General features: G+C 65.1%; 23 protein-coding genes. 11 read left to right on the forward strand and 12 right to left on the reverse strand.

All coding sequences use genetic code 11. The annotated features are described in order from the left end of the window. Window positions 1–5: 5 nt before the first annotated feature. The 6 genes from hemF (at window position 6) to C1H69_RS14095 (ending at window position 8,609) form a co-directional block, all read left to right on the forward strand. Window positions 6–932 carry an oxygen-dependent coproporphyrinogen oxidase gene (gene hemF / locus C1H69_RS14070; RefSeq protein ID WP_102654011.1) on the forward strand — a complete coding sequence of 309 codons (927 nt, stop codon included), beginning with the start codon at window positions 6–8 and terminating at the stop codon, window positions 930–932. Then, window positions 929–1,741 (forward strand): shikimate dehydrogenase, encoded by an 813-nt coding sequence (aroE, locus tag C1H69_RS14075; RefSeq protein ID WP_102654012.1) that lies wholly within the window; start codon window positions 929–931, stop codon window positions 1,739–1,741. Before hemF ends, aroE begins: the two co-directional genes overlap by 4 nt. 123 nt (window positions 1,742–1,864) lie before the next feature. Next, window positions 1,865–3,484, forward strand: a complete 1,620-nt coding sequence (locus C1H69_RS14080; RefSeq protein ID WP_240609952.1) for an ABC transporter substrate-binding protein — start codon at window positions 1,865–1,867, stop codon at window positions 3,482–3,484. 87 nt (window positions 3,485–3,571) lie between these two features. Then, a complete protein-coding gene (locus tag C1H69_RS14085; protein WP_102654013.1) occupies window positions 3,572–4,552 on the forward strand; it encodes an ABC transporter permease in 981 nt (326 codons plus the stop codon). Further along, the gene (locus C1H69_RS14090) at window positions 4,549–6,291 is read left to right on the forward strand and encodes an ABC transporter permease subunit (RefSeq protein WP_102654014.1); all 1,743 of its coding nucleotides are present in this window, start codon (window positions 4,549–4,551) and stop codon (window positions 6,289–6,291) included. Before C1H69_RS14085 ends, C1H69_RS14090 begins: the two co-directional genes overlap by 4 nt. Beyond that, window positions 6,288–8,609 carry a dipeptide ABC transporter ATP-binding protein gene (locus C1H69_RS14095; RefSeq protein ID WP_102654015.1) on the forward strand — a complete coding sequence of 774 codons (2,322 nt, stop codon included), beginning with the start codon at window positions 6,288–6,290 and terminating at the stop codon, window positions 8,607–8,609. The genes C1H69_RS14090 and C1H69_RS14095 overlap by 4 nt, the downstream gene beginning before the upstream one ends. 8 nt (window positions 8,610–8,617) lie before the next feature. Here the strand turns inward: C1H69_RS14095 and C1H69_RS14100 are convergent, their stop codons facing one another. The 6 genes from C1H69_RS14100 to C1H69_RS14125 form a co-directional block, all read right to left on the reverse strand. Continuing rightward, the gene (locus C1H69_RS14100; protein WP_102654016.1) at window positions 8,618–9,952 is read right to left on the reverse strand and encodes a four-carbon acid sugar kinase family protein; all 1,335 of its coding nucleotides are present in this window, start codon (window positions 9,950–9,952) and stop codon (window positions 8,618–8,620) included. Next, window positions 9,952–11,217, reverse strand: a complete 1,266-nt coding sequence (locus C1H69_RS14105; protein WP_102654017.1) for a ribulose-bisphosphate carboxylase large subunit family protein — start codon at window positions 11,215–11,217, stop codon at window positions 9,952–9,954. The genes C1H69_RS14100 and C1H69_RS14105 overlap by 1 nt, the downstream gene beginning before the upstream one ends. 32 nt (window positions 11,218–11,249) lie before the next feature. Further along, on the reverse strand, window positions 11,250–12,524 hold the full coding sequence (locus C1H69_RS14110; RefSeq protein WP_102654018.1) for a TRAP transporter large permease: 1,275 nt from the start codon (window positions 12,522–12,524) through the stop codon (window positions 11,250–11,252). Then, on the reverse strand, window positions 12,521–13,051 hold the full coding sequence (locus C1H69_RS14115) for a TRAP transporter small permease (protein WP_102654019.1): 531 nt from the start codon (window positions 13,049–13,051) through the stop codon (window positions 12,521–12,523). The genes C1H69_RS14110 and C1H69_RS14115 overlap by 4 nt, the downstream gene beginning before the upstream one ends. A 107-nt stretch (window positions 13,052–13,158) precedes the next feature. Next, window positions 13,159–14,145 carry a TRAP transporter substrate-binding protein gene (locus C1H69_RS14120; protein ID WP_102654020.1) on the reverse strand — a complete coding sequence of 329 codons (987 nt, stop codon included), beginning with the start codon at window positions 14,143–14,145 and terminating at the stop codon, window positions 13,159–13,161. 51 nt (window positions 14,146–14,196) lie between these two features. Beyond that, entirely contained in the window at window positions 14,197–15,024 is an 828-nt protein-coding gene (locus tag C1H69_RS14125) for a phosphogluconate dehydrogenase C-terminal domain-containing protein (protein WP_102654021.1), read from the reverse strand. Window positions 15,025–15,266: 242 nt separating this feature from the next. Between C1H69_RS14125 and nanR the strand changes: the two genes are divergently transcribed. After that, window positions 15,267–15,983: a transcriptional regulator NanR gene (gene nanR, locus C1H69_RS14130; RefSeq protein WP_102654022.1), complete on the forward strand. Its 717-nt coding sequence runs from the start codon at window positions 15,267–15,269 to the stop codon at window positions 15,981–15,983. A gap of 42 nt (window positions 15,984–16,025) precedes the next feature. On the opposite strand, the gene C1H69_RS14135 is transcribed toward nanR, so the two are convergent. Further along, on the reverse strand, window positions 16,026–16,286 hold the full coding sequence (locus tag C1H69_RS14135) for a hypothetical protein (RefSeq protein ID WP_102654023.1): 261 nt from the start codon (window positions 16,284–16,286) through the stop codon (window positions 16,026–16,028). A gap of 39 nt (window positions 16,287–16,325) precedes the next feature. After that, window positions 16,326–17,123: a M48 family metallopeptidase gene (locus tag C1H69_RS14140; protein WP_102654024.1), complete on the reverse strand. Its 798-nt coding sequence runs from the start codon at window positions 17,121–17,123 to the stop codon at window positions 16,326–16,328. Window positions 17,124–17,250: 127 nt separating this feature from the next. Here C1H69_RS14140 and C1H69_RS14145 point away from each other — a divergent pair, with 127 nt between their 5' ends. From C1H69_RS14145 to C1H69_RS14160, 4 genes are read left to right on the forward strand one after another with little or no spacing between them, the layout of a single operon-like run. After that, a complete protein-coding gene (locus tag C1H69_RS14145; protein ID WP_102654025.1) occupies window positions 17,251–18,135 on the forward strand; it encodes an ATP-binding protein in 885 nt (294 codons plus the stop codon). 3 nt (window positions 18,136–18,138) lie between these two features. Next, window positions 18,139–18,987 (forward strand): AraC family transcriptional regulator, encoded by an 849-nt coding sequence (locus C1H69_RS14150; RefSeq protein ID WP_102654026.1) that lies wholly within the window; start codon window positions 18,139–18,141, stop codon window positions 18,985–18,987. A 31-nt stretch (window positions 18,988–19,018) separates the two neighbouring features. Next, on the forward strand, window positions 19,019–19,750 hold the full coding sequence (locus C1H69_RS14155; RefSeq protein ID WP_102654027.1) for an AzlC family ABC transporter permease: 732 nt from the start codon (window positions 19,019–19,021) through the stop codon (window positions 19,748–19,750). After that, the gene (locus C1H69_RS14160) at window positions 19,747–20,073 is read left to right on the forward strand and encodes an AzlD domain-containing protein (RefSeq protein WP_102654028.1); all 327 of its coding nucleotides are present in this window, start codon (window positions 19,747–19,749) and stop codon (window positions 20,071–20,073) included. The genes C1H69_RS14155 and C1H69_RS14160 overlap by 4 nt, the downstream gene beginning before the upstream one ends. A gap of 6 nt (window positions 20,074–20,079) precedes the next feature. Here C1H69_RS14160 and C1H69_RS14165 read toward each other — a convergent pair whose 3' ends face one another. The 4 genes from C1H69_RS14165 to C1H69_RS14180 all read right to left on the reverse strand — a co-directional run bounded on the left by C1H69_RS14165 (window position 20,080) and on the right by C1H69_RS14180 (window position 24,103). Further along, window positions 20,080–20,721 (reverse strand): hypothetical protein, encoded by a 642-nt coding sequence (locus C1H69_RS14165; protein WP_240609953.1) that lies wholly within the window; start codon window positions 20,719–20,721, stop codon window positions 20,080–20,082. 159 nt (window positions 20,722–20,880) lie between these two features. After that, window positions 20,881–22,284 (reverse strand): ribosome biogenesis GTPase Der, encoded by a 1,404-nt coding sequence (der, locus tag C1H69_RS14170; protein WP_102654029.1) that lies wholly within the window; start codon window positions 22,282–22,284, stop codon window positions 20,881–20,883. Next, window positions 22,281–23,435 carry an outer membrane protein assembly factor BamB gene (gene bamB, locus C1H69_RS14175; RefSeq protein ID WP_240609954.1) on the reverse strand — a complete coding sequence of 385 codons (1,155 nt, stop codon included), beginning with the start codon at window positions 23,433–23,435 and terminating at the stop codon, window positions 22,281–22,283. The genes der and bamB overlap by 4 nt, the downstream gene beginning before the upstream one ends. A gap of 8 nt (window positions 23,436–23,443) precedes the next feature. Further along, complete coding sequence (locus C1H69_RS14180; protein ID WP_102654031.1) at window positions 23,444–24,103, reverse strand: YfgM family protein; 660 nt, start codon at window positions 24,101–24,103, stop codon at window positions 23,444–23,446. Window positions 24,104–24,121 lie beyond the last annotated feature (18 nt).

Genomic DNA, 24,121 nt, shown 5'->3' on the forward strand with positions numbered 1-24,121 from the left:
GCACCATGGCACGCGCCAATCTCGATGACGTCAAGACCTATCTGCTCGATCTCCAGGAGAGGCTCTGTGCGGCGCTTGCCGCCGAGGATGGCGGGGCTGCCTTTCGCGAGGATGCCTGGCAGCGCGAAGCGGGCGGCGGTGGCCGTTCGCGGGTCATCGAGCATGGCCGGGTCTTCGAGAAGGGTGGGGTGAACTTCTCCCACGTCTACGGTGACCTGCTGCCGCCATCGGCGACCGCTGCACGCCCCGAACTGGCCGGGCGCGGCTTTCAGGCCGTTGGTGTCTCCTGGGTGTTGCATCCCGAGAACCCGCATGTGCCGACCAGCCATGGCAACGTGCGCTTCTTTATCGCCGAGAAGGAGGGGGAGGCCCCGGTGTGGTGGTTCGGCGGCGGCTTCGACCTCACGCCCTTCTACCCGGTACAGGCGGACGTGCTGCACTGGCACGGGGTCGCCCGCGATGCCTGCGCCCCCTTCGGTGATGGCGTCTATCCGCGTTTCAAGGCCTGGTGTGACGACTATTTCACTCTCAAGCATCGCGGCGAGACCCGTGGCGTGGGCGGGCTCTTCTTCGATGACTTCAACGAGTGGGGCTTCGACCGCAGCTTTGCCTTTCAGCGTGCCGTCGGCGATGCTTTTCTCGATGCCTACCTGCCTATCGTCAGGCGCCGCCGCGAGACGCCCTGGAGCGAGCGGGAACGGGATTTCCAGCTCTATCGGCGCGGTCGCTACGTGGAGTTCAATCTGGTGTGGGACCGCGGTACCCTGTTCGGTCTGCAGAGCGGCGGGCGCACCGAGTCGATCCTGATGTCGATGCCGCCCCTGGCCCGCTGGGAATACGACTGGCGGCCTGAACCTGGCAGCGCCGAGGAAATTCTCTACCGAGACTACCTGCACCCCCGCGACTGGCTGGGGGAAGAAGAGACCCCATGACCGACCGCTACTGTGTCTTCGGCAACCCCGTTGCCCATTCGAAATCCCCGATGATTCACGCAGCCTTTGCCGAGCAGACCGGAGAGGACATCGACTACACCGCCATCGAGGCGCCGCTGGACGACTTTGCCAACACCTGGCGTGCCTTCGCGGCCCAGGGCGGCCGGGGGGCGAACGTTACCGTGCCGTTCAAGGAGGAGGCGTTCCGCCTTTGTGACGAGCTGAGTCCACGTGCCCGGCGGGCCGGGGCGGTGAATACCCTGGTTCTCGGCGACGATGGCCGCACCCGTGGCGACACGACCGACGGGGTGGGCCTGGTAAGGGACCTGGCGCATCATGGGGTGCGCCTCGGGGGGGCAAGGGTGCTGGTGCTGGGAGCCGGCGGTGCGGTGCGTGGGGTGCTGGAGCCGCTGCTGGTGGCAGGGCCGTCCAGTGTACTGGTGGCCAATCGCACCGCGGCCAAGGCCGAGGCCCTGGCGGCCGACTTCCGGGACCTGGGGGAGATCCGGGGCGGCGGATTCGATGCGGTGGAGGGGCCTTTCGATCTCGTGATCAACGGTACCAGCGCGAGCCTGGCTGGCGAGCTGCCACCGCTTCCGGACGACCTGTTCGCCGAAGATGCCTTTGCCTACGACATGATGTATGGCGCCGAGCCGACGGTATTTCTGCGCTGGGCGACCGAATCTGGGGCAATGGCGGTGGATGGGCTGGGCATGCTGGTGGAACAGGCCGCCGAGTCCTTCCTGTTGTGGCGCGGCAAATCTCCGGCCACAGGGCCGGTCAGGGAGACGTTGAGGCGCTCGCTGTAAGGGCCCGTCAACCGTTTAATTTGCCGTTTGACACCTTCAACGCTGCTTCATAGGGTAGGTGCGTGATATTCATGCAATGCACGAATTTGGCATGAAAAACCATTACAACCCGAGGTGGAAGCAGTGAAAACCATCAACAACAATCTTTTCGCGAGAAAGCTCCTCGCCGGTGCGGTGGGTCTGGGGCTGAGCACCCTGGCCGTTTCAGCCACGGCTCAGGAGCCGGTTGCCCCGATCAATCTGATGACCACCACCGAGTCCTATGACCCGATCCGCTATGAGGCCGCGTTCATCATTGCCGAACGCTGGCGTGAACTGGGCTTCGAGGTCAACGTTCAGCCCACCGAGTTCAGCACCGCGCTTGAGCGCTTCTACGATCAGCAGGATTTCGATGCCACCATTCTGGGCTGGACCGGACGCACCGACCGCCTCGATCCGCAATTCTTCCTGAGCACCCTGGACTCGCGCCAATCCAATCTGGGGGGCAACAATCCCGGCGGTTATGACAATCCCGAGTTCGATGCGCTGTTCGACGAGCAGTCCCGCGAGTTCGACCCCGACGCGCGCCAGCAACTGGTGCAGGAGATGCAGGAACTCTACAAGTCCGACGTGCCGCTGCTGATCCTGTTCTATCGCGACGAAGTGGTGGCCTACAACAACGAGGCCTTCGAGGGCTTCAATCCCATGGCGGGCGAAGGGCTCTACAGCGAATGGGGCCCGATGGAGGCGGTGCCGCTGGGCGAGCGCAGCGTGCTGCGCATCGGTGGGCCGCAGGAACCGGACAACCTCAATCCGCTGGCGTCCACCTCGGTGTGGGGCTGGAAGTGGATGCGCCTCTACTACGATCGCCTGGTGCGCCTCTCCGCCGACGTGGAGCCGCTACCCTGGGCCGCCGAGTCGGTGGATCAGGTCGACGACACCACCATTGCCGTGACCCTGCGCGAGGGCATGACCTTCCATGATGGCGAGCCGGTCACGGCCGAGGACGTGGCCTTCACCTTCAACTACTATCTCGACCAGGACTACAGCTACTTCAACTCTTATCTGGCCGCCCTGGACAGCATCGAGCAGATCGACGATCTCACCGTGCACTTCCATCTCGGCGAGCCCTCGGCGTCGTTCGCCAGCATCACGCTGTCGCAGATTCCGATCCTGCCCAAGCACATCTGGGAAGAGATCGAGGATGCCTCGACCCTGTCGCCCTCCGACACGCCCACCGTCGGCTCCGGCCCGTTCGTGCATGAGCGCTTCGATCGCGGCGAGTTCATGGCCCTGAGCAAGTTCGAGGACCACTTCCATGCCGACGAGATCGCCGTGGACGGCGTCGAGTTCATCATCTATGCGGACATGGAAGGCGTCTACACCGGCCTGCAGACCGGCCAGATCGACGTCACCGCCTGGCGCATGGAGCCCGGCCAGATCGGCCTGGCCGAGGCCGAGGAGCATCTCAACGTGGTCAACGTGCCGGATTTCGGCTACTACCACCTGACCTTCAACCTGCGCCGCGAACCCTTCGACGACCGCGCCGTGCGCCGCGCGCTGGCCATGGCCAGCGATCGCGAGCGCATGGTCAACGTGCTGCTCGATGGCCGTGGCGAGGTTGGCGCCAGCGTGATCGCACCGGTCAACACCTTCTGGAACGATCCGTTCGTCGAGCGTTTCCCGTTCGACATGGATGCCGCCCGCGCGGAGCTGGAAGAGGCGGGTTACTCGTGGGATAGCGACGGCCGCCTGGTCAAGTAACTCTCTTCGTTCCGATACGCGTACGTCACCACTCCCCACCGCTCACAAGGCGGTGGGGAGTGCACAGTCGTCAACAGCGAGCAAGCCATGTCGTCACGCAGAAGCTACCTGATACGCCGTGTCCTTCACGGCTTCATGGCGTTGTTCATCATCGCCACGTTGCTGTTCTTCCTGTTCCGCCTGGGATTGCCGGACCCCACCGCGGCGCTGATCACGGAAGGCTTGAGCCCCGAGGAGCGCGAGCGGGTGCGCGCCAGCTTCGGCCTCGACCGGCCGATCTGGGAGCAGTATTTCCTCTACCTGGTCAACATCCTCCAGGGCGATTTCGGTTATTCCTTCCACTATCGCGCCCCGGTGGCCGACATCATCTGGGAGCGGCTGGGCAACACCATGATCCTGATGTTGCCCGCCATCGTGCTGGCCTATGCCGTCGGTGCCCCGCTGGGCGCATGGCTCTCCTGGCGCCGCGGGAGCCGCACGGACACCACCGGCATCTTCGTGGGGCTGATGTTCCGCTCGGCGCCGATGTTCTGGACCGGCATGATCGCCATCCTGGTATTCGGGATCGGGCTTGGCTGGCTGCCCACGAGTGGCATGCGAACCCTGCCCTACGAGGCCTCGGGTTTCTTCGACAAGATCTTCACGCTGGATTTCCTGCATCACCTGATCCTGCCGGCACTGGTGGTGGCGCTCTACTACCTGGGCTCGCCGCTGCTGATCATGCGCAACACCATGCTCGAGGTGTACGGCGAGGATTTCATCGAGATGGCCCGCGCCAAGGGGCTGCCGGAGCGGCGTATTCTTTACGCCCACGCGGCTCGCAATGCGCTGCTGCCGGTGGTGACGCAACTGGCGGTGACCATCGGGCTTGCCGCCGGTGGTCAGGTGGTCGTCGAAGTGGTGTTCTCCTGGCCCGGGCTGGGGCGCGAGATACTCAACTCGGTGCGCACCTCGGACTTCCCCCTCGCCCAGGCCAGTTTCCTGGTGATGGCGGCCTTCGTGATCACCCTCAACCTGCTGGTGGACATTCTCTACACCTTGCTTGATCCGAGGGTGAGTTTCAAATGATGCGATCCGGATTCCTCAAGAGCGCGCAGGAACCGCTGCGCGCCATCGTCGGCGACCGCCTGGCCATGGTCGGCCTGGTGGTCCTGCTGTCGATCATCGCCATGGCGCTGTTCGCGCCTTTCCTTTCCACCCATGAGCCGCTGTCGGTGAACGAGCGGGAAGAAGGCTCGCTGTTGGCACGCACGGTGGAGAATGGCCAGGTACGCTGGGTTCAGGAGCCAGCCCTGGGTGATCGAACCCTCAACGCGGCGGATTACCGTGACGGTATCGGCATGGCGGTGGGTCGCGACGGCGCGGTATGGCGTTTCGCCGACGGCGAGTGGCAGGCGCTCGAGACACCGCTGGACGCCACCCTCCACGACGTCTCCATCAGCCCGGCCGGCTCGGCGCTGGCCGTGGGGCAGGGTGGTGCCGTGGCGCTGTTGGCCGATGCCGGCCGGGGCAGCGACTGGCAGCGCTTCGAGGCGCCCGAAACGATCAACCTGAGCGGCGTGGCCTGGCGCGACGAGACCACGGCCCTGATGGTTGGCGCCAGCGAGACCATCTGGCGGCTCGACATTACCTCGGGCACCTTCGAGGCGCTGGAGAGCCCGCTGGGACGGGGCATGGCGCTCAGTTCCGTGGCGACCGACGTCGACGGCAGCGCCTGGATCGTGGGTGAGCGCGGCCTGACCCTGCGGCTGGAACCGGAGGATGACAGCCTCACCCTCGAACGCATGCCCACCAACCGCAACCTGAACCATATCCACCTGGCCGAGAACGGCGAGGGGCTGATCGTCGGTGAACGGGGCACCCTGCTGTCGCGCAGTTCTCTCGGCGAGCAGTGGCAAAGCCAGGACGCTCCCGATTCCCGCGCCATGCGGGCCGGCTGGGTCACCGAGGAGGGGCACGCCTTCGCCGTGGGCCGCAGCAGCATCATCTTCGAGCGCGACGGCGACACCTGGCGGTTGATGCCCAGTGATGAGGAGCGCCACCTTCGCGCCCTGATGGTGACGGAAGACGCCTTCTATGCCCTGGGCTCCGACCGTTTCGTCAACCGCCTGGCGCCCCCTTCCGGAGAGCACTGGTTCGGTACCGACCACCTGGGTCGCGACCTCTACAGCCAGAACGTGCACGGTTCGCGGATCGCCCTGCTGGTGGGTTTCATTGGCGCCGCCCTGGTGGTACTGATCGGCGCCAACGTGGGCCTGGTCGCCGGCTATTTCCGCGGGCGTACCGAGACGGTGCTGATGCGTACCGTGGATGTGATGTACGGCATCCCCTTCGAGCCCTTCGCGCTGATCCTGGTGCTGCTGTTCGAGCCCAGCCTGTTCATCGTGATACTGGCGGTATCGCTGCTCACCTGGCGTACCGTGGCGCGCCTGATCCGCTCCCAGGTGCTGTCGCTGCGCGAGCGGCCCTTCGTCAAGGCCGCCCGTGTCGCCGGTGCCTCGGACCTGCGCATCATGTACCTGCATATCTTCCCCAACGTGATGCCGCTGGTCTTCCTCGAGCTGGCCATCATCGTCGGAGTGTCGATCATCGCCGAGGCAACGCTCTCGTTCCTGGGCCTGGGGCCACCCCAGTCGATCTCCTGGGGGGGCATCCTGCACAACGCCCGGCTCTCCGGCGCCTGGCGCGACGCCTGGTGGTGGAACTTGCCCCCGGGGCTGTTCATCATGATCACGGTGCTCTCCGTGTTCTTCATCTCCCGCTCGCTGGAGCTGGTTGCCAATCCGCGACTGAGGGCACGCCGATGACCGAACAACGACTGCTGACCGTCAGCGACCTGGCCATTCACTACCGCACCGGTGCCGGCCCTGTGCAGGCCGTGGATGGCATCGACTTCGACCTGCGGCCCGGCGAGGCGCTGGGCCTGGTGGGCGAGTCCGGCTGTGGCAAGACCACCGCCGCCAAGGCCATGCTGCGCTTGCTGCCGCCCAACGGCGAGGTACCCCGCGGGCGCATCGACTTCGACGGGCGCAATCTGGTTGAGCTGGACCCGGAGGCGATGCGCAAGGTGCGCTGGAAGGAGATAGCCTGGATCTCCCAGGCGGCGATGAACGCCCTGGACCCGGTTTATACCGTTGGCGACCAGATCCTCGAGGCGATGAACGCCCACGTGAAGATCAAGCGGAGCGAGGCCTGGGCCCATGCCGAAGACCTGTTCCGCGCCGTGGGCATCGATCCGGGCCGGCTGTCCGCCTATCCCCATGAAATGAGTGGTGGCATGAAACAGCGCGCGGTGATCGCCATGGCCCTGGCGCTCGACCCCAAGCTGATCATTGCCGACGAGCCGACCACGGCGCTGGACGTGGTGACCCAGGCGCAGATCCTGGCCCGGCTCTCCAAGCTGCGCCGTGAGCGCGGCATGGGGCTGTTGTTCATTACGCATGACATTTCGGTGGTGGTGCAGACCTGTGATCGCGTCGCGGTGATGTACGGCGGTCAGATCATGGAGACCGGGCCGGTGCGTGACGTGTTCGGCACGCCGTTCCATCCCTACACCATGGGGCTGACCAACGCCTTTCCGACCCTGGAGGGAGCCCAGCGCGAGCTGATCTCGATACCGGGCAGTCCGCCGGACCTGCTCGACCCGCCGGCCGGCTGTCGCTTCGCCGAGCGCTGCCCCTTCGCCACCGAGCGTTGCACCGGCGAGACGCCGCCGCTGCTCAGCGTGGGCGAGGACCGCCGTTCGGCCTGTCACTACCCGGAGCAGGCCGAAGCCTTCCGCGTGAAGGCCGCCAGGAACGACACCTGGGCGGTGGTGGGTGAGCGCCTGAACGAGCCGGTGCAGGGTGCGGGCTCCATCGAGCATGTCGATGCCGAGACGCCGCTGCTGCTGGAAGTGGAGGCGCTCAGGAAGCACTTCCCGGTCGAGCAGGGTTTCCTTGACGGCCTGCGCGGCAGGCACAAGGATCGCAAGGTGCATGCGGTCGACGATATCTCCTTCGACCTGCGCGAGGGCGAGATCCTGGGGCTGGCCGGTGAATCCGGCTCGGGAAAGACCACTACCGGCGAGATGCTGGTGCGCCTGCAGGACATCACCGCCGGTGAGATCCGTTTCGACGGTGTCGATATCGCCAAGCTTGCCGGGCGCGATCTCAAGGCATTCCGCCGCAGCGCCCAGATGATCTTCCAGGACCCTTACCAGACCCTGAATCCGCGTTTCACCATCTTCGATATCGTCGGTGAACCGCTGGTCATCCATCGCCTGGCCGAGGGCGAGGCGCTGGAGCGCAAGGTGGTCGAATCGCTGGAGCGTGCCGGACTCAAGCCGGCCGAGATCTACCGTGACCGCTTCCCCCACGAACTGTCCGGTGGACAGCGACAGCGGGTGGCCATTGCCCGGGCCATCGTACTGGAGCCGCGCCTCATCGTCGCCGACGAGCCGGTGTCGATGCTCGACGTCTCGATCCGTGCCGGTGTGCTCAACCTGATGCACCGCTTCCGCAACGAACTGGGTATCTCGTTCGTCTACGTCAGCCATGACCTGCCGACGATTCGCTACGTGGCCGACCGGGTGGCGATCATGTACCTGGGCGAGATCGTCGAGGTGGGGCCCACCGAGAAGGTGATCCACGAGCGCAAGCATCCCTATACCCAGCTACTGCTCGATGCCAGCCCGGAGCCCGACCCGACGGTGGTCAAGCCGCCGCTGGAGAGTGCCGGGGAGATACCCAGCGCCGTGGACCCGCCCAATGGATGCCACTTCCATACCCGCTGCCCCAGGGCCATGTCGCACTGCGGCTGGGAAGGGCGGGATGTGGTCACGGCCATGAGCGAATGGCGCATCGCCGGCAAGGAGGTTCGGCACCTGGGGGCGCCGGAGGTGGCGGGGCTGGACGTCTACCTGCCGGTACGTGGCGGAGACCTCGATGCCGCCAGGCAGGAGCTCACGGCGATTCTCACCGCCAAGCACCCCTCACTGGCCGAGGCCGCGGAGGTGTCGTCCGATGGTTCCGTGGCCCTGGCGGTGCATTTCACCTCCCAGGTGTCTCCCCAACGCCGGCTGATCGCCCGGGAGCACTCGGTGGCGTGTTATCTCTATGAAAGGGAGGGCAGCCTTGGGTCCTGATAGGGCGGTCATCCTCGTCCATCCCGTATGGTCCCGAAATAGCCCTCGGAGCCGATCTGCCCCCCCTTGAGGGCCACTTCGAGCCCGTCGAAGGTCGGATCGTCGCTGTAGGCACGACACAGCGGTGAGCCGGGTGTCTCCGGCAGTGGCAGGCGGGTGGTCAGGGCGTGGACTCGCAGCTCACGTAGGGCGTGGCTCGAGGTATCCCCGCCGGCGATGGCGACCCGGCGCAGCCGGTGGATCTCGACCAGGCGGCGCAGCAGTTGCCCCAGCGAGCGGCCAATACGGTGGCGTGCCTGCGGCCCCCCTTGTTCCACCGCCGAGGCATTCGTCTCGGGCCCCATGGCCGTATGCAGGATCACGCTCATGCCAGCGGCCAGGGCGTCATTGGCCGCTGACAGTGCGGCCTGCATGACGCCTTCGCCGCGTTCGTCACTGATCAGCCCGGCCACCTCCAGGTCGATGGCGCGAAAGCCGTTGGCTTCGGCCCAGCGGATCTGGCGTGCGGTAACCTCCGAACAGCTTCCCGACACCACGGCGAGCCGCTCCACTGCACCCGGCGGGGTGAAGGAGGGGGGCGTCTCTGGAATCCGCTGCTGCCGGCGCCAGACCTCGAGCAGCGCGTATTCGACACCGGATGAGCCCACCACGTAGCTGCCCCGAGGCTGGCGGGTGCGCCACAGCTGGTGTCCGACCTCGGCCTGATGTCGCGTGTCGAGTACATCGTAGAGCAGCGCCTGATGGCCAGCGCTCAGTCGGTCGATGCGCTCGTCGACATCCGGCAGGGTGAGACACAGCACGTCTGCCAGGCCGATGGAGAGTGAGGTCTGATTGGCCAGGTGGCGACGCAGGTCGGCCTCGGCCATGGGGGTGACCGGATGACAACTCATCACCGGGTGACGGTCGAGGCGATGCACGTCTCCCAGGAGCATGGCGAAGTGCTGACCGAAGACGGTGTAGCGCTTCAGTTGCGGTGCCCCCGCCACCAGCGGCACGCACGTCTGGCCGAACAGCGCCCGGCCGATCTCCAGGGCGCGGCCGATGTTTCCCACGTCTGGTGCGCTGTCGAAGGTCGAGCAGACCTTGTAGTGACAGAAATCGGCCCCGAGCGAGCGCAGCCAAGCGAGGGCGTGATGCAGGTGGGCGTCCATCCACTCGGACGTCTCGCTGCGGCTGGTGCCGGCCAGCCCGATGACTTGGCAATCGTCGAAGCGTGCCAACTGCTCGTCGCTGGGCGGGTCGAGGAACAGCACGGTGGTAATGCCACCGAGGCTCAAGGCCTCCATGACGTCGGTGGAGCCGGTCAGGTCATCGCCGTAGTACGACAGCAGCAGGGACGACATCAGCGGAAGGTCTCCATGGCCTGGGCAAGTTCGATGTGATCGCGTGAATAGACCTCCGGGGCGATGCCGGCCGCGGCCGCTTCCCAGGCCTGGCGCAGGCTGGCCACGCCGTCGGCGATGCCGCCGGGGTGGGCCATGATGCCGCCGCCGCAGCAATAGATCAGGTCGCTGTTGCCCAGGGCGGCATGGGTATCCGCCACCTGGGTGGCGCTCTGCCCCGACGAGAAGACCGGCATCACCGTGTAGTCTGGTGCGGACGCTCCGAACAGCGGAACCTGGCACGCTCGGGCACTGGCGATGACGCTGTCATCCGCTTCGCTGAACTTGTTGCGCAGGCCGTTGACGTGGATGTGGTCGACGCCGGCCAGGCGCCACAACTTGTGATAGGCAGCGAAACCGATGCCGATATGCGGTGAGCGGCTGTAGAGCCCCCAGCCGGCCCGGTGGCCATGCAAGGCGACCTGGCAGTGGCGGCGCAGGTGGGTGACGCCGGCCAGGCCGATGCTGTTGATCGCCACCATGACGCAGGTGCCGCCGGCGGCGACCACGTAGTCGTGATGCTCGCGCATCTCGTCGATGTCGCCGCTGATGTTGAAGGCGTACATCACTTTTTTCCCGGTGCGTTCGGCGTGGGCGTTGACCAGCGGCATGATCGCATCGACGCGTGCCTTGAGCGGGCTGTGGGGGCCGTTGGCCTGGAGCTCGTCGTCCTTGATGAAGTCGATGCCTCCGTCGAGCAACTGGCAAACCATCTCGGCGGTTTGGGCGGGAGTCAGGCCGACGCTTGGCTTGACGATGGTGCCGATCAGCGGCCCCTGGCCTACGCCACTGAGCCGCCGGGTCCCCGCAGTGCCGAACCGGGGGCCCGGATAGGCGTCGGCGAAGGCCGGGGGAAGCTCGAGATCGAGCAGCCTCAGCCCCGAGAACTCCTTCAGCTCGAAGAGATTGCCGGCCACCGTCGACACCAAGTTGGGCAGCGAAGGGCCGAAGTTTACGAGGGACCAGGAGAGTTCGACGAGGGCGCGCTGGTAACCGTGTCGGGCTGTTGGCGCCAGGTCGGCACGCAGGGGTAGCGAGGGGTGATCGACGACTTCCAGGTGTTGGATGGACTCGACCCTGGCACCGTGCGCTTCGCGCAGGGCATCGGTCTCGCTGGCCAGGCGGGTAAAGGTGCCCGAAGACTGTTCACCGGCCATTACCTGGGTGGCATGCTCGAGGTCATAGGGGGTTTCGACGAAATAGTGGGCGTGGATTCTGTCACTCATCCTGGCGGCTCCGGGGGCATTTGGGGCGCGGCTCAATAGAGCAGGTCGCGCAGCAGCAGGGAAATAGATGGCACGTAGGTGATCAGCATCAGGCAGGTAATGATGGTCAGTACCGGTGGCAGCAGGTAGCGGAAGAGTTGTTCCACTGGCAGTTTGGCGACCTGGGCGGCGGCGAACAGATTGACGCCTAGCGGTGGAGTGAACATACCCAGGGCCAGGTTGACCACGATGATGATGCCGAAGTGCACCGGGTCAATGCCGAAGCCGATGGCGATGGGTGCCAGGATCGGCGCCAGAATCAGGATGGCGGCTGAGGTCTCGATGAACATCCCCACCACCAGCAGCAGCATGTTGATCGCCAGCAGGAAGGTATAGCGGTTATCGAAGGCACTCTGGGCCCAGGCGCCGATGTCCGAGGCCAGTCCCGAGCGCCCGATGACGAAGCTCAGGGCCGAGGCCGCGGCAATGATCAGCATCACGGCACCGGCTGACATGGCGCTCTCGCGGAAGATCCTCGGCAGGTCCTGCAGGGAGATGGTGCGGTAAACCGCCATGCCCAGGAACAGCCCATAGGCCACTGCCACGGCGGAGGCTTCGGTGGGCGTGAAGACACCGCCATAGATCCCCCCGATAATGATCACCGGCATCAACAGGGCAAGAAAGGCGCGGCGGAAGGCGGGCCAGATCGGGCTGCGCAACTCGCCGTCCCGAGTGCCGTAACCCTTGACGCGGCACCAGATCGCGATCATCAGGATCAGCGCAGCGCCGATCAGCAGCCCAGGGCCGAAGCCGGCCATGAACAGCTGAGTAATCGAGGTCTCGGTACTGACGCCATACAGAATCAGTGGTACCGAGGGGGGAATGATGATGCCGAGCTCCGCCGAGGAGGCCTGGACCGAGGCGGCCATGGGAGGCGGGTAGCCGCGCTGCACCATGGCGGGAATCAGGATGGCGCCGATGGCGAACGTCGTGGCCACGCTGGAACCGGATATCGCCGCGAAGAGCATGCAGGTGACCACACAGGTGCAGGCCAGCCCACCCTGGATGCCTCCGACCAGGGAGCGGGCGAACTCTACCATGCGTGCGGCGATGCCACCGTTGCTCATGATGTTACCGGCGAGAATGAAGAAGGGCACGGCCATCAATGGAAAGCTGTCTAGCCCGACGAACATCCTCTGTGGTACCACCTGAAGCGGGACGCTGGTGAAGAAGTAGAGGCCCGCGGCGGCCGCCAGGGCGATGGCGACGGCGATGGGAATCGACAGGGCGAAGAGCCCGACCAGCACGGAGCCGATGGCGAAGTTCATGGGTGTTCTCCTGCCTGCCGGTCATTGATAGCCGGGGCGTGACGGGCGCGACGGTGTTCCTGCTCCCGCGTGAGCTGGCGTGCGATGACGGCAATGGCGGCGGCGGCACAGCCCACGGGGATGGCGGCGTAGAACCACGACATGGAAACCTCGAGCATGGCGATCTGCTGGCGGGAGACCCTCGCCGTGATCAGATAGCCCTGCCAGACCAGCAGGCTCAGTAGGGTAAGTACCGCGGTACATACCAGGCGGTGGCCATGGATGCGCAGAGGCTTGGGAAGGCGCGAGATGAACAGGCCGATGGCGATCATGGCGCCGTGCCAGAAGGCCGCGGCACTGACCAGGAATACGCTCCAGATGATCAGGCCGCGGGCGAGGATTTCCGACCAGGACGCGGGGCTGCCGAGAATGAAGCGAGTGAAGACCTGGTAGAAGACCAGGGCTACGGCAATGGCCAGCAGGAGAGCGGCAAGATTATGGGTGAGCTTGACCAATCCCTGTGTCAGGGCGCTGAAGAGAGAGATCATGAGGGGCGCTCCTTGTCATCCAGAAGAAGGCGCCTCCTGGGAGCCTGTCGGACTTAACGCTGACTGTCGAATCCGGCAGGCTCCAGGAGGAGGCGCGTGGTCGGGCGTCACTGGGTATTGCGGATGCGCTCCAGCAGGTCACCGTTGAACTCGCTGGCGAAACGGTCGTAGACGGGTTGCACGGCATTGCGGAATTGCTCGTAGTCGATCTCGTCGACCACCTGCATGCCGTTCCCGCGTAGCAGCTCGACGCCCTCGGCCTCGATGCGCGCGACCGACTCGCGGGAGGCCTGTGCCGCCGCCTGGGCAGCCTCGCGGAACCAGCCCTGCTGCTCCTCGGTGAGACCATCCCAATAGATCTGCGACATCACCACGGCGGTCGGCGAGTAGACATGGCCGGTCAGGGTCAGGTGGTCCTGGATCTCCCAGATGCTGTTGACGGTCAGAATCGGAGTCGGATTCTCCTGTCCGTCGATGGTGCCCTGCTGCAGGGCGGTGATCACCTCCGTCCAGGAGAGCGGGGCCGGCGCGGCACCCAGCTCGCGGAAGGTCTCCAGGTGCACCCGGTTCTCCATGGTGCGGATCTTCATGCCGCGCAAGTCGTCCGGCGTCTCGACAGGACGCAGGCTGTTGGTCAGGTGCCGGAAGCCGTTCTCGGCCCAGGCGAGGCCGATCAGCCCCTCGCTCTCGAACTCGGCCAGCAACTCCTGACCGATCTCGCCATCGAGCACGGCATGGGCGTGCTCGTAGTCGCGGAACAGGAAGGGAAAATCCAGGGCATAGATCGAGGGAATGAAGTTGCCGATGGGGCCAGTCGAGGTCAGCGTCAGTTCCACCGAACCGATCTGCAATCCTTCCAGCACGTCGCGCTCGCCCCCCATGGCACTGGCAGGCTGCAGGGTGATCTTGAATTCGCCATCGCTGAGACGTTCGATCTCCTCGGCGAAGGCGCGACCGGCATCGCCATAGTGGGAGTTCAGTGGCGGGGTGAAGGCCAGGTTCATCTCCTGGGCGGCGAGGGCCATGCCGCCGGGTAGCAGTGGTAGCGCAAACGCCATGGAGATGGCGGTCTTCTTGAGGCTGTGAGTCATCATGGTCGGCTCCTGATTGTTGTCATTGTGTGGGTGGTGTCCCGAGGGATGGCCTCAGGTGATGCGGCGGATGCTCTCGGCGATCTCATCGGGCTCGAAGACCCGTTTCCAGTCGTCGCGCATCAGCTGTGGCTTGGCATTCTCGATGGCCTTGTTGCAGGCATCCGAGAACACGCCGGGCTGCTCCTCGAAGGTCACGGCAGCGAGGATGTTCAGGTGGCCGAGCAGGAAGTCCCGTGCACACTGCTTGTCCACGCCGCGCGCCACGACTTCGTCCATGGCCTCGCGCATCACCGCCAGCAACGTGGCGCAGACGGTTTCCGACAGGCCCGGTTCGAGCAGTGCCATCTGCTCCACGGAGACCTTGTGCGAACGCACCACGGGGGCGTAGATGGCCTTCGCGATGTCCTCGCCGAGGGTGAACATTTCCTCTGGCCCCTGCATCAGGGCGCTGACGATATGCTGCTTGGCCAGGTGGCCGCCAAAGAAGTCGCGCTTGGCTTCTGGGTCAGTCTCGTCATTGAAGATCGGCGGGTGGCAGGGGTGGGTCACGAAGTAGACCAGGTCGTCGCGCTCCGGCAGGTGGCCAGCGAAGGGCGCGGCAGCATCGAGGGTGACCACCATGGTGCCCTTGGCCATCAGCGGCGAGAGATTCTCGGCGATGCGGCCGACCAGGTTGTCGGGTACTGCCAGGATCACCACGTCGGCGCCGGGCACGGCTTGATTGACGTCCACGCAGTGAATGCCCAGGCCTTGGGCGAGGCGTTCCTTCCCGGCGCTACTGACTTCTACGTGACTGACGTCATAGTCGGATCGTTGCAGGTTGCTGGAGAGGCGATAGCCCATCTTTCCGCCAGCACCGATCAGCGCAATTTTGGTCATGAGAGACTCCTGATCGAAGAGGTTCACCGCAAACCAGGCGGTGGTGTCGACGGGCCCGCAAATGAGGGGGAGGCGTTGCCCGATAACTGGTATGATGACATAATATCCATACCTGTTAGTCAAACGCTGCTTTAGTCGTATTTGAGCGCCAAGGGTAGAAGTCGATAGACTGCCAGCGCGTCTGGCACAGCTGGATTTCCTCTGGATTGGCCGTCGTCCAGAGACTTGCGAGGAGAAGAAGCATGCACCCGATACCCAAGATCACCCGGCGCAAGCTGTCCGACGAGGTCTTCGACCGGCTCTATGAGATGATCGAGTCTGGACAATACCATCCAGGCGACAGCCTGCCTTCGGAGCGGGAGTTGATGGATACCTATGGGGTGGGACGGCCGGCAATCCGCGAGGCGATGCAGTCACTAGAGAGGATCGGCCTGGTGGGGATCAACCATGGCCAACGACCAACGGTGCTGCAGCCCACGGCGATGGGGCTGATTTCCCAGATAGACCTGACCGCACGTCATATGCTGGCCAGTTCCTCACAGGCGCTGGAGCAGTTGAAAGAGGCGAGAGTCTTCTTCGAGCTGGGGATGGTCGAGAAGGCGGCCAGCCAGGCGACGGTCGAGGATGTGGCGCAATTGAAGGCGTTACTGGCGGAGCAGCGTAGCCATCTTAACGAGGATGCCGAAGCCTTCATCCGGGCAGACATGGCTTTTCACACGGCGATTGCCGCCATGACCCGTAACCCGATCTTTACCGCTACCAGCCAGGCGATGCTGGGCTGGCTGGCCCGCTTCCATGCCAGCATCCTGCACTGGGAGGGAAACGAAGAGATCACGCTCATGGAGCATGAGCGCATCATCGGTTGTATCGAAGCAGCAGAGCCAGAGCAGGCAGTCAGTGAAATGAGGAAGCACCTGGAACGGGCCCGGGCATTGTATGCCTTGGGCAAACCGACCTAGCCGAATGGTGGCCAGGTACGGCCAGCCAGGCAGATGCTGCCCTCACCGCCGCTTGACGTACAGCCCCACCATGCACAGCCCCACACCCAGCACCGAGAGCAGCATGCCTCCGTTGACCAACAGGGGATGTCGTTCCACCCAGGGCACGAAGGCCTGGGGTGTCTCACGGCAGACCCCCTCCAGATAGTTCCAATAGCCGCCCTCGACCAGGGTGCACTCGCGCACGTCGCCCAGCTCCCAGAAATAGACCCCCATCAGGGCCAGGGGCGGAACGATCAATAACAGCAGTCCAAGTTTCAGCATGCGTCACCAGGTAGCGGGTGAATCGACGTCGTTTCCGGCTCAGGGGCGCGGGCAGTTGGGTTGACGTCCCGCCTGGCGCGCCTGCTCATAGCGCGACATGGCGTCGTCCATCTGCGCCTGCAGGCCGGCGGTGCGCTGGCCATGGCTGGGGTGGGTCGACATCCATGCCGGCGGCTGGCCACCGTTGGCGCTCATGTTTTCCCACAGGGCCAGGCTGGCGCGCGGATCGAAGCCGGCATCGGCCATGAGCTGCAGGCCGATCACGTCGGCCTCGCTCTCGTGACGGCGTGAGAAGGGCAGCAGGATGCCGTACTGGGCGCCGAGGCCGAGCGCGCCCATCAGCTGCTCCCCGCCCGGGCCCCGCATGCCCGCGGCAGACGACAGTACCGACAGGGCCAACTGGGTGGAGGTTTGGGTCGAGACACGCTCATTGGCATGATTGGCCAGCACGTGGCCGATCTCATGGCCCACGACCGCGGCCAGCTGGTCCTGGTTCTCGGCGACCTGGAGCAGGCCGGTATTCACACCCATGTAGCCGCCGGGCAAGGCGAAGGCATTGGCCTGCTCGGATTCGAAGACGCGGATCTGCCAGTTCTTGTCCCGCTCGCGCTCCGGCAGGACGGCCACCAGAGCGTCGGCCACGCATTGGGCATAGCGCTGGGAAGCCGCGCCAGCGGCAGGAAGATCCCGCTCATACTGCTCGAAGGCCTCACGCCCCATCTCGTCGAGCTGTGCGTCGGAAACCAGCGTGAGTTGCTGGCGCCCGGTGGGAGAGGTGGTACAGGCAGTGAGCGTCAGGACCAGGGTGGTCACGGCAAGAGTGCGAATCCAGCGCATGTTCGAGTTCCTCGTATGTCCGGGACTGGTAAGACCCTGGACGGGGGATGACAGTTCGCCACAAGATACCCCTAACCGCGGGAAGGTCAACCATGACCGTGAATGCATTGTCGAGGAGAGGCTACCGATGGACGCCGAGTTGACGAGACGTCTGATGAGATTATTGGATCATGTGGAGCACTGGCTGCCGCCGGTGCCCGAGGAAATCGACTGGGAGCGCGACATTGCCGCCCTGTGGCAGCGTCACGCCCTGGGCGGTCGACTGCTGCCGGTGCCGCCCCGGGACGCCCTGTCGCTGGATGACTTGCTGGGTATCGAGCGCCAGAAGCTGGCACTGGTCGACAACACCCGCGCCTTTCTCCAGGAACTGCCGGCCAACCACGCGCTGCTGTGGGGCTCCCGTGGCAGCGGCAAGTCATCCCTGATCCGCGCCCTGCTCAACAGCCTGGCGCCGGAGGGGCTGCGGCTGGTGCAGGTCGATCGCCATGACCTGTCTGGCCTGCCAATGCTGGTGGAGCAGTTGCGCCACCAGCCGCACCGCTTCGTCGTCTACTGCGACGACCTCTCCTTCGAGGGTCACGATGATGCCTACAAGGCGCTCAAGAGCGTGCTCGACGGCGCCCTGACCGGGCCGCCACCCAACGTGCTGCTCTACGCCACTTCGAACCGTCGGCATCTGCTGCCCGAATCGCTGTCCGACAACGAGGCGTCGCAGCTGGTCGGAGACGAACTCCACCACGGTGATGCCGTGGAAGAGAAGATATCGCTCTCCGATCGTTTTGGCCTGTGGCTGGGCTTCTATCCCTTCAACCAGGACATCTACCTGGAAGCCTGCTGCCATTGGGTCACGCAATTGGGCAGTGCCCATGACTGGGGAGCCGACGCCCGCGCCGAGGCCATTCGCTTCGCGACGCTGCGCGGTGGGCGCAGCGGCCGAGGGGCCTGGCAGTTTGCCTGCCACTGGGTCGGTCAGCGGCGCCTGGAAGACGGCTCCCGCGCCGGGGGCCGGTGAGCCATGGCTTCCGGCCATGAACGGGTGCACTTCTGGCAGGCCCCCCAATTGGGGGGCGTGGAGCTGCTGCACGCGCGTTACGTGGAGCAGCGCTTCGCTCCCCACGTGCATTCCGGCTATGTCATCAACGTTATCGAAGAGGGCGGACAGCGCTTTCGTCACCGTGGCAGCGATCACCTTGCCACGGTGGGGAGCATGATACTGATCAACCCGGATGAGGTGCATACCGGTTCCAAGGCCTGTGAGACGGGCTGGCGTTATCGCGCCTGTTATCCTGAGGTCGAGCAGATCGGCGATGTGCTGAACGAGCTGGATTTGGCACGGGGAGGAACGCCGGCTTTTTCCATCAGCGTGCTGCACGATGCGGAGGTGGCGCGTGCCTTCCTGCGCCTGCATCGTTCGTTCGATGCCAGCGGCAGCGCGCTGGAGCAACAAACGCTGTGGCGCGAGGCGCTGTTGCTGCTGTTCCAGCGCCACGCTCGCCTGCCGGAGGCGTCCGTCGCAGGCCGCGCGCCAAAGGCTGTGGCGTTGGCCAAGGAATGCCTGGCCGAGCATCTGGTGGACCCTCCTTCGCTGGAAGAGCTGGCCGCCATGGTGACGTTGTCTCCCTTTCACTTCGCGCGTCTCTTCCGGCGCACCACTGGCTTACCGCCACATGCCTGGCTCAAGCAGCAACGCCTGGAGCGGGCCCGTGAGCTGCTCAAGCAGGGATGGCCGCCGGCCTGGGTCGCCGGCGAAGCGGGATTTGCCGACCAGAGCCATCTCTCCCGGCAGTTCAAGCAGGCCTATGGGATCGGCCCGGGCACCTACCGCAAGGCTTGCGCAAGAACGTTCAAGACCCTGCCTCACTGATCCGGCACGCTGGCGAGCAGGAGGTACTGTCATGTCCTGTTTGCCGGCTTCTCGCCTTCGGGAATTGTTCGACGGTGTTCGTCTGATCTTTCCCCTGCTGCTGGGAACCATCCCCTTCGCCATCCTGTATGGCAGCCTGGCAATCGATGCCGGGCTCACACCTGCACAGGCGCAGGGAATGTCGCTGCTGGTGTTTGCCGGTGCGGCTCAGTTCGTAGCCGTCACGCTGCTGACGGGTGGCGCCAGTGCGGCGGTTTTGCTATCGACGACGCTGGTGATCAATCTACGCCATCTCCTGTACAGTGCGGCGCTGCAGCCACACGTGCGGCACCTGAGGTCCCGCTGGCGCATGCTGCTGGCATTCTGGCTGACCGATGAAGCGTTTGCGGTGGCGCAGCAGCGCTATGCTCGTGTTGACGCCTCACCCTACAAGCACTGGTTTTTTATGGGCGCGGCCATGGCCATGTATCTTAACTGGCAGGCCTTCACGCTGGCCGGCATCCTGTTCGGCCAGCGCGTACCGAACCTGGCTGACTGGGGGCTGGACTTCGCCATGCTGGCGACTTTCATCGGCATCGTCGTGCCGATGTTGCGTAACCGGCCGAGCCTCGCCGCTGCGTTGGTAGCCGGCAGCGTGTCCCTGGCCTGCCAGGAACTCCCTTATCAACTGGGGTTGCTGGTAGCGGCCCTGGCGGGCATCGCCAGCGCCGTTCTGCTGGAGCGACATGGGGGGCAAAGGCTGAGCGGGGAGGGGGCTCAATGAACGCCTGGTGGCTGATCATCGGGATGTTGGCGATCACCTTCTCGATCCGCTATGGCCTGTTCGCCTGGCCGAATCTACGCTTTCCCCCATGGCTGGGGCGAGCGCTTCACTACGTGCCGGTGGCTGTGTTGACCGCCATCGTGGTTCCCGGCTTGCTGATGCCGGAAGATAGGCTGGCAATGGGCTGGGACAACGCCTATCTGTTGGCCGGCCTGGCCACCATCGCCATTGCCGCCATCAGCCGCCACTTGCTGGCCACCATCCTTGGCGGCCTCGTCACGTTCATGCTGCTGCGCGGGTTGCTGGGCCAACTCCCGCTTTGAGGCCGGTCAACGCTGCGGGGTCAGCTCACCGTCCTGATCCACGGCAAAGCGCAGGGTGGGCGTCCAGAGCCCGGCCGGCAGCGTCATACCCAGCCCGCGCAGGTCGCCAGGCGTGATCACCAGTTCGCTGCCGGCAGGCAGCTCGCCACGGCTGGCAAGCTGGGTGGCCAGTTCCACCATCGGCTCCATGCGGGCACGGTCGGTGGCCAGCACGTCGAAGGCCACCGGCAGGCGCAGCTTGGCATCGGCGGAGGAGGTCAGGGTGACGTCTTCCCGATACTGCCCGCTGATCGGTTCGGCGCCGGGCATGTCCAGGGACCAGCGGAAACCGGACATCTCCACCGCCGGCATGCCGACTGGCAGCGACAGCCCCATGGCCAGCGTGGCCTGGATGGGCAGGCTGCCCATGCCGAGACTGGAAGCAACCAGCGAGGCGATGTCGCTGGTATCCAGGCCCGCCTGAATGCTGTAGGGACCGATGCGTACGTCTTCCACTCCCAGCGAGGTCACTGCCAGGCGGAAGGCGAACAGGCCGGTTTGGGGGATGGCCAGGCAGCCGGTCAACAGCCCGGCCAGGCACAGTGACGCGAGCAGACGCCAGCGCCGACGATGCTGGGAGAGGTTCGGCAGTAAGCGGATCGGGAACATGCGGGGGTCTCCCTGCCGGGTAGGGCAGCAGCGGTTGGCAAACGAGCGTATTTCAGGTTCGGCAGGCCTTGCTGTCAAGCGGATTTACGCAACGGGACGCGCCGGACGCGATACCGCCGGGCCTGACAGCCGGGCGGCACCTACCGCGGGAGGAAGAATTCAACGGCGACTCTTGCGAGCCTCCTTGGTACGGCCCAGTTCACGCTTCTTGGCCTTTTCCCGGTCACTGGCACCGGCCATCGGGTCGAAGGGATTGTCGCCGGAACGGAACTCGAAGCGAATCGGCGTTCCGCGAACCTTGAGCACCTTGCGGAAAATGTTGATCAGGTAGCGCTTGTACGCCTCGGGAAGCGCTTCTGTCTGGTTGCCATGAACCACGATGATGGGCGGATTGCTGCCGCCCTGGTGGGCCATGCGCAGCTTGATGCGGCGTCCATGGACCAGCGGCGGTGGATGCTGGCTGACCGCATCCTGCAGCAGGGTGGTGAGCCGGTTGGTCGACCAGTGGCTGTTGGCCGAGGCGAAGGCCCGCTCGATGGAGGGGTAGAGATCGCCCACCGCGGTGCCATGCAGCGCCGAAATGAAGTGCAGCTCGGCGTAGTCGGCGAAGCCGAGCCGACGCTTGATCTCGGCACGCATCTTCTCCTTCGCCTCGCTCTCCAGGCCGTCCCACTTGTTCACCGCCAGCACCAGGGCGCGGCCGCTGGTCAGCACGTAGTCGAGCAGATGCATGTCCTGTTCCACCAGCCCGCTGCGTGCGTCCAGCACCATCACCGCCACGTGACACGCCTTGATGGCTTCCAGCGTCTTGATGATGGAAAACTTCTCGGCGATCTCGCGCACGTTCTTGCGCCGACGGACACCGGCGGTATCCACCAGCACGTAGGGCTTGCCGCGACGCTCGAAGGGAATCTCGATGGCGTCCCGGGTGGTGCCGGCCTCATCGAACACCACCACCCGTTCCTCGCCCAGCAGACGGTTGACCAGCGTCGACTTGCCCACGTTGGGTCGGCCGATCACGCCGATGCGAATACCCTTGGTGCCGGTATCGGCGGGAATGCTCTCGTCGCGCTCGGGGAAGGGTTCGAGAACCGCTTCGATCAGGGTGGTGACGTTGCGCCCATGGGCGGCGGCGATGGGGTGTGGGTCGCCAAGCCCCAACGACCAGAAGTCCGCCATGGCGGCGTGCTCTTCCAGCCCATCGGTCTTGTTGACCACCAGCCAGGTCTTCTTCTGATTGACCCGCAGGTGATTGGCGATGGCCTCGTCGGCGACGTTGAGGCCGGCTCGGGCATCGACCATGAACAGCACGATGTCGGCTTCGTCGATCGCCTGCAGCGACTGCTCGGCCATGGCCGCATCGATGCCTTCCTCGTCACCGCTGATGCCGCCGGTATCGATCACCGTATAGCTCTTGCCGCCGAGCAGACCGTTGCCGTACTTGCGGTCGCGGGTCAGGCCCGGAAAGTCAGCCACCAGGGCGTCCCGCGAACGGGTCAGGCGGTTGAACAGGGTCGACTTCCCCACGTTGGGGCGGCCGACCAGGGCAATTACAGGGGTCATCGGCGGATTTCCAGGGCTTCCAGACGGCCGTTGTTGGGTAGCACGTAGATGCGGCGGTAGTCGGTGATCGGCCGCACGCTGATGCCGGAACTGTCGATCCGGGTACGGGCAACGAAGTTGCCTTGCCGTGTATCGATCAGATGCAGATAGCCTTCGAAGTCACCCACCACCAGGTTGCCGTCGGCAAAGGCGGGGGCGGTGAGCCAACGTCCTTCGAGATCGCGGTTGCGCCATACTTCCTCGCCGCTGCGGGCGTTCAGCGCCATGACATGGCTGGCTTCGGTGACGACGAACAGCAGGTCGCCCACCAGTACCGGCGTCTGGTGGCTGGAGAGGTCGCGTTCCCAGAGGGTGTTGCCACTGGTGGCGTCCAGTGATACCAGGCGTCCGTTGTAGCTGGTCACGAACAGACGGCCGTCCGGGGTCAGTACCGGCTGGCCGCTCAGGTCGACCAGGCGGTCGATCTCGCTGCGGCCCTGGGGCACGGCGATGCGGCGTTCCCACAGTGGCTGGCCGCTGCGATTGTCCAGGGTCACCAGGCGGCCATTGGCAAAGCCGGCGAAGGTGACGGGATCGATCACCGATGGTGTGCCGGTACCGCGCAGGGTAAGGGCTGGTTCGGTCGCGGCATGGGCCCAGCGCTCCTGGCCGGTACGACGGTCCAGTGCGGTGATGACGCCGTCGACGCTCTGTACCACCAGCAGTTCGCGATTGGGTTGCGGAGCGGCCAGCACTTCGCTGGAAACGCGAGAGCTCCATAGCACGTCGCCATCGTCCTGGCTCAGTGCCAGCACATCGCCGTTGCGTGTGCCGAGATAGATCTGGCCCGCCACGGCGGTAAGCCCGCTGGAAACCCCAACCTCCAGGTCCTTCTGCCACAGGCGGTTGCCGCTGTCGGCATCGATCGCCATTACCCGGCCGCGTTCGTCGGCGGCATAGAGCACGCCGCTGTCCAGATACGGCGAGATGGGGTACTGGGCACGGCCGAGGCCTTGACCGACACGTTGGCGCCAGTCGGTGTTCAACTCGGCGGAGGCCTCGAAGCGCTGGAGTTCCTTGGGCGTATAGCGAGGCTCGACCTTGTTGGCACACCCGGCCAGAATGCCGAGAGTGAGCGTGGCAACAACGGCGAAGGACGCTTTGCGTAACATGGCAGGGTTCATAGTGTGGCCTCTTCGACGCCCAGGTCTTCGAGCTTGAGCTGAACGCCATAGATCGGTTGATCGCGTCGCTCGGCAATTTCCATGGCGGAACGCCAGGCATCCCGGGCTTCGTCATCCCGACCCAGGACCCGGTGGGCGTCACCGCGGATATCGGCCTGCTGAGCGGCGAGCGAATCGGGAACGCCGCTTGACAGGATTTCCAGGGCCGCTTCGGCATCGCCCTGGGCAATCTGAAGTCGGGCCAGGCGCAGTCGTGCCAGGCCCTGCAGGTAGTCGCGGCCACTGGCATCGATCACGGCGCGCAGGGCGGCCTGGGCCGCATCGTGTTCGTTCTGCTGCACGGCCAGGCGAGCGTCGATCAGTCGCGCCAGATCGGCATAGAGCGTACGCCCATGGTTGTCGGCGATCTCTCCGGCAAGCTGGCGCGCTTCAATGACAACGGCGTCATCGAGCGCATCGTCGGCGGTCATGTTCAGCAGTTGCTGGTAACGCTGCGAGGCGGCGTGGGCCTGATTCTCCTGGTAGTTCTGCCAGGCGTTCCAGCCCAACACACCGGCAGCGGCCAGGGCCACGCCGGCGATCAGCGAGGTGCCGTTCTCCTTCCACCATCGCTTGAGGGCATCCAGCTGCTCTTCTTCGTTTCTCAGCTCCGCCACGGGCGGTCTCCTTTACGG

The organism is Billgrantia endophytica, from assembly GCF_002879615.1.
In the GTDB taxonomy this organism is placed as follows: Bacteria; Pseudomonadota; Gammaproteobacteria; order Pseudomonadales; family Halomonadaceae; genus Halomonas; species Halomonas endophytica.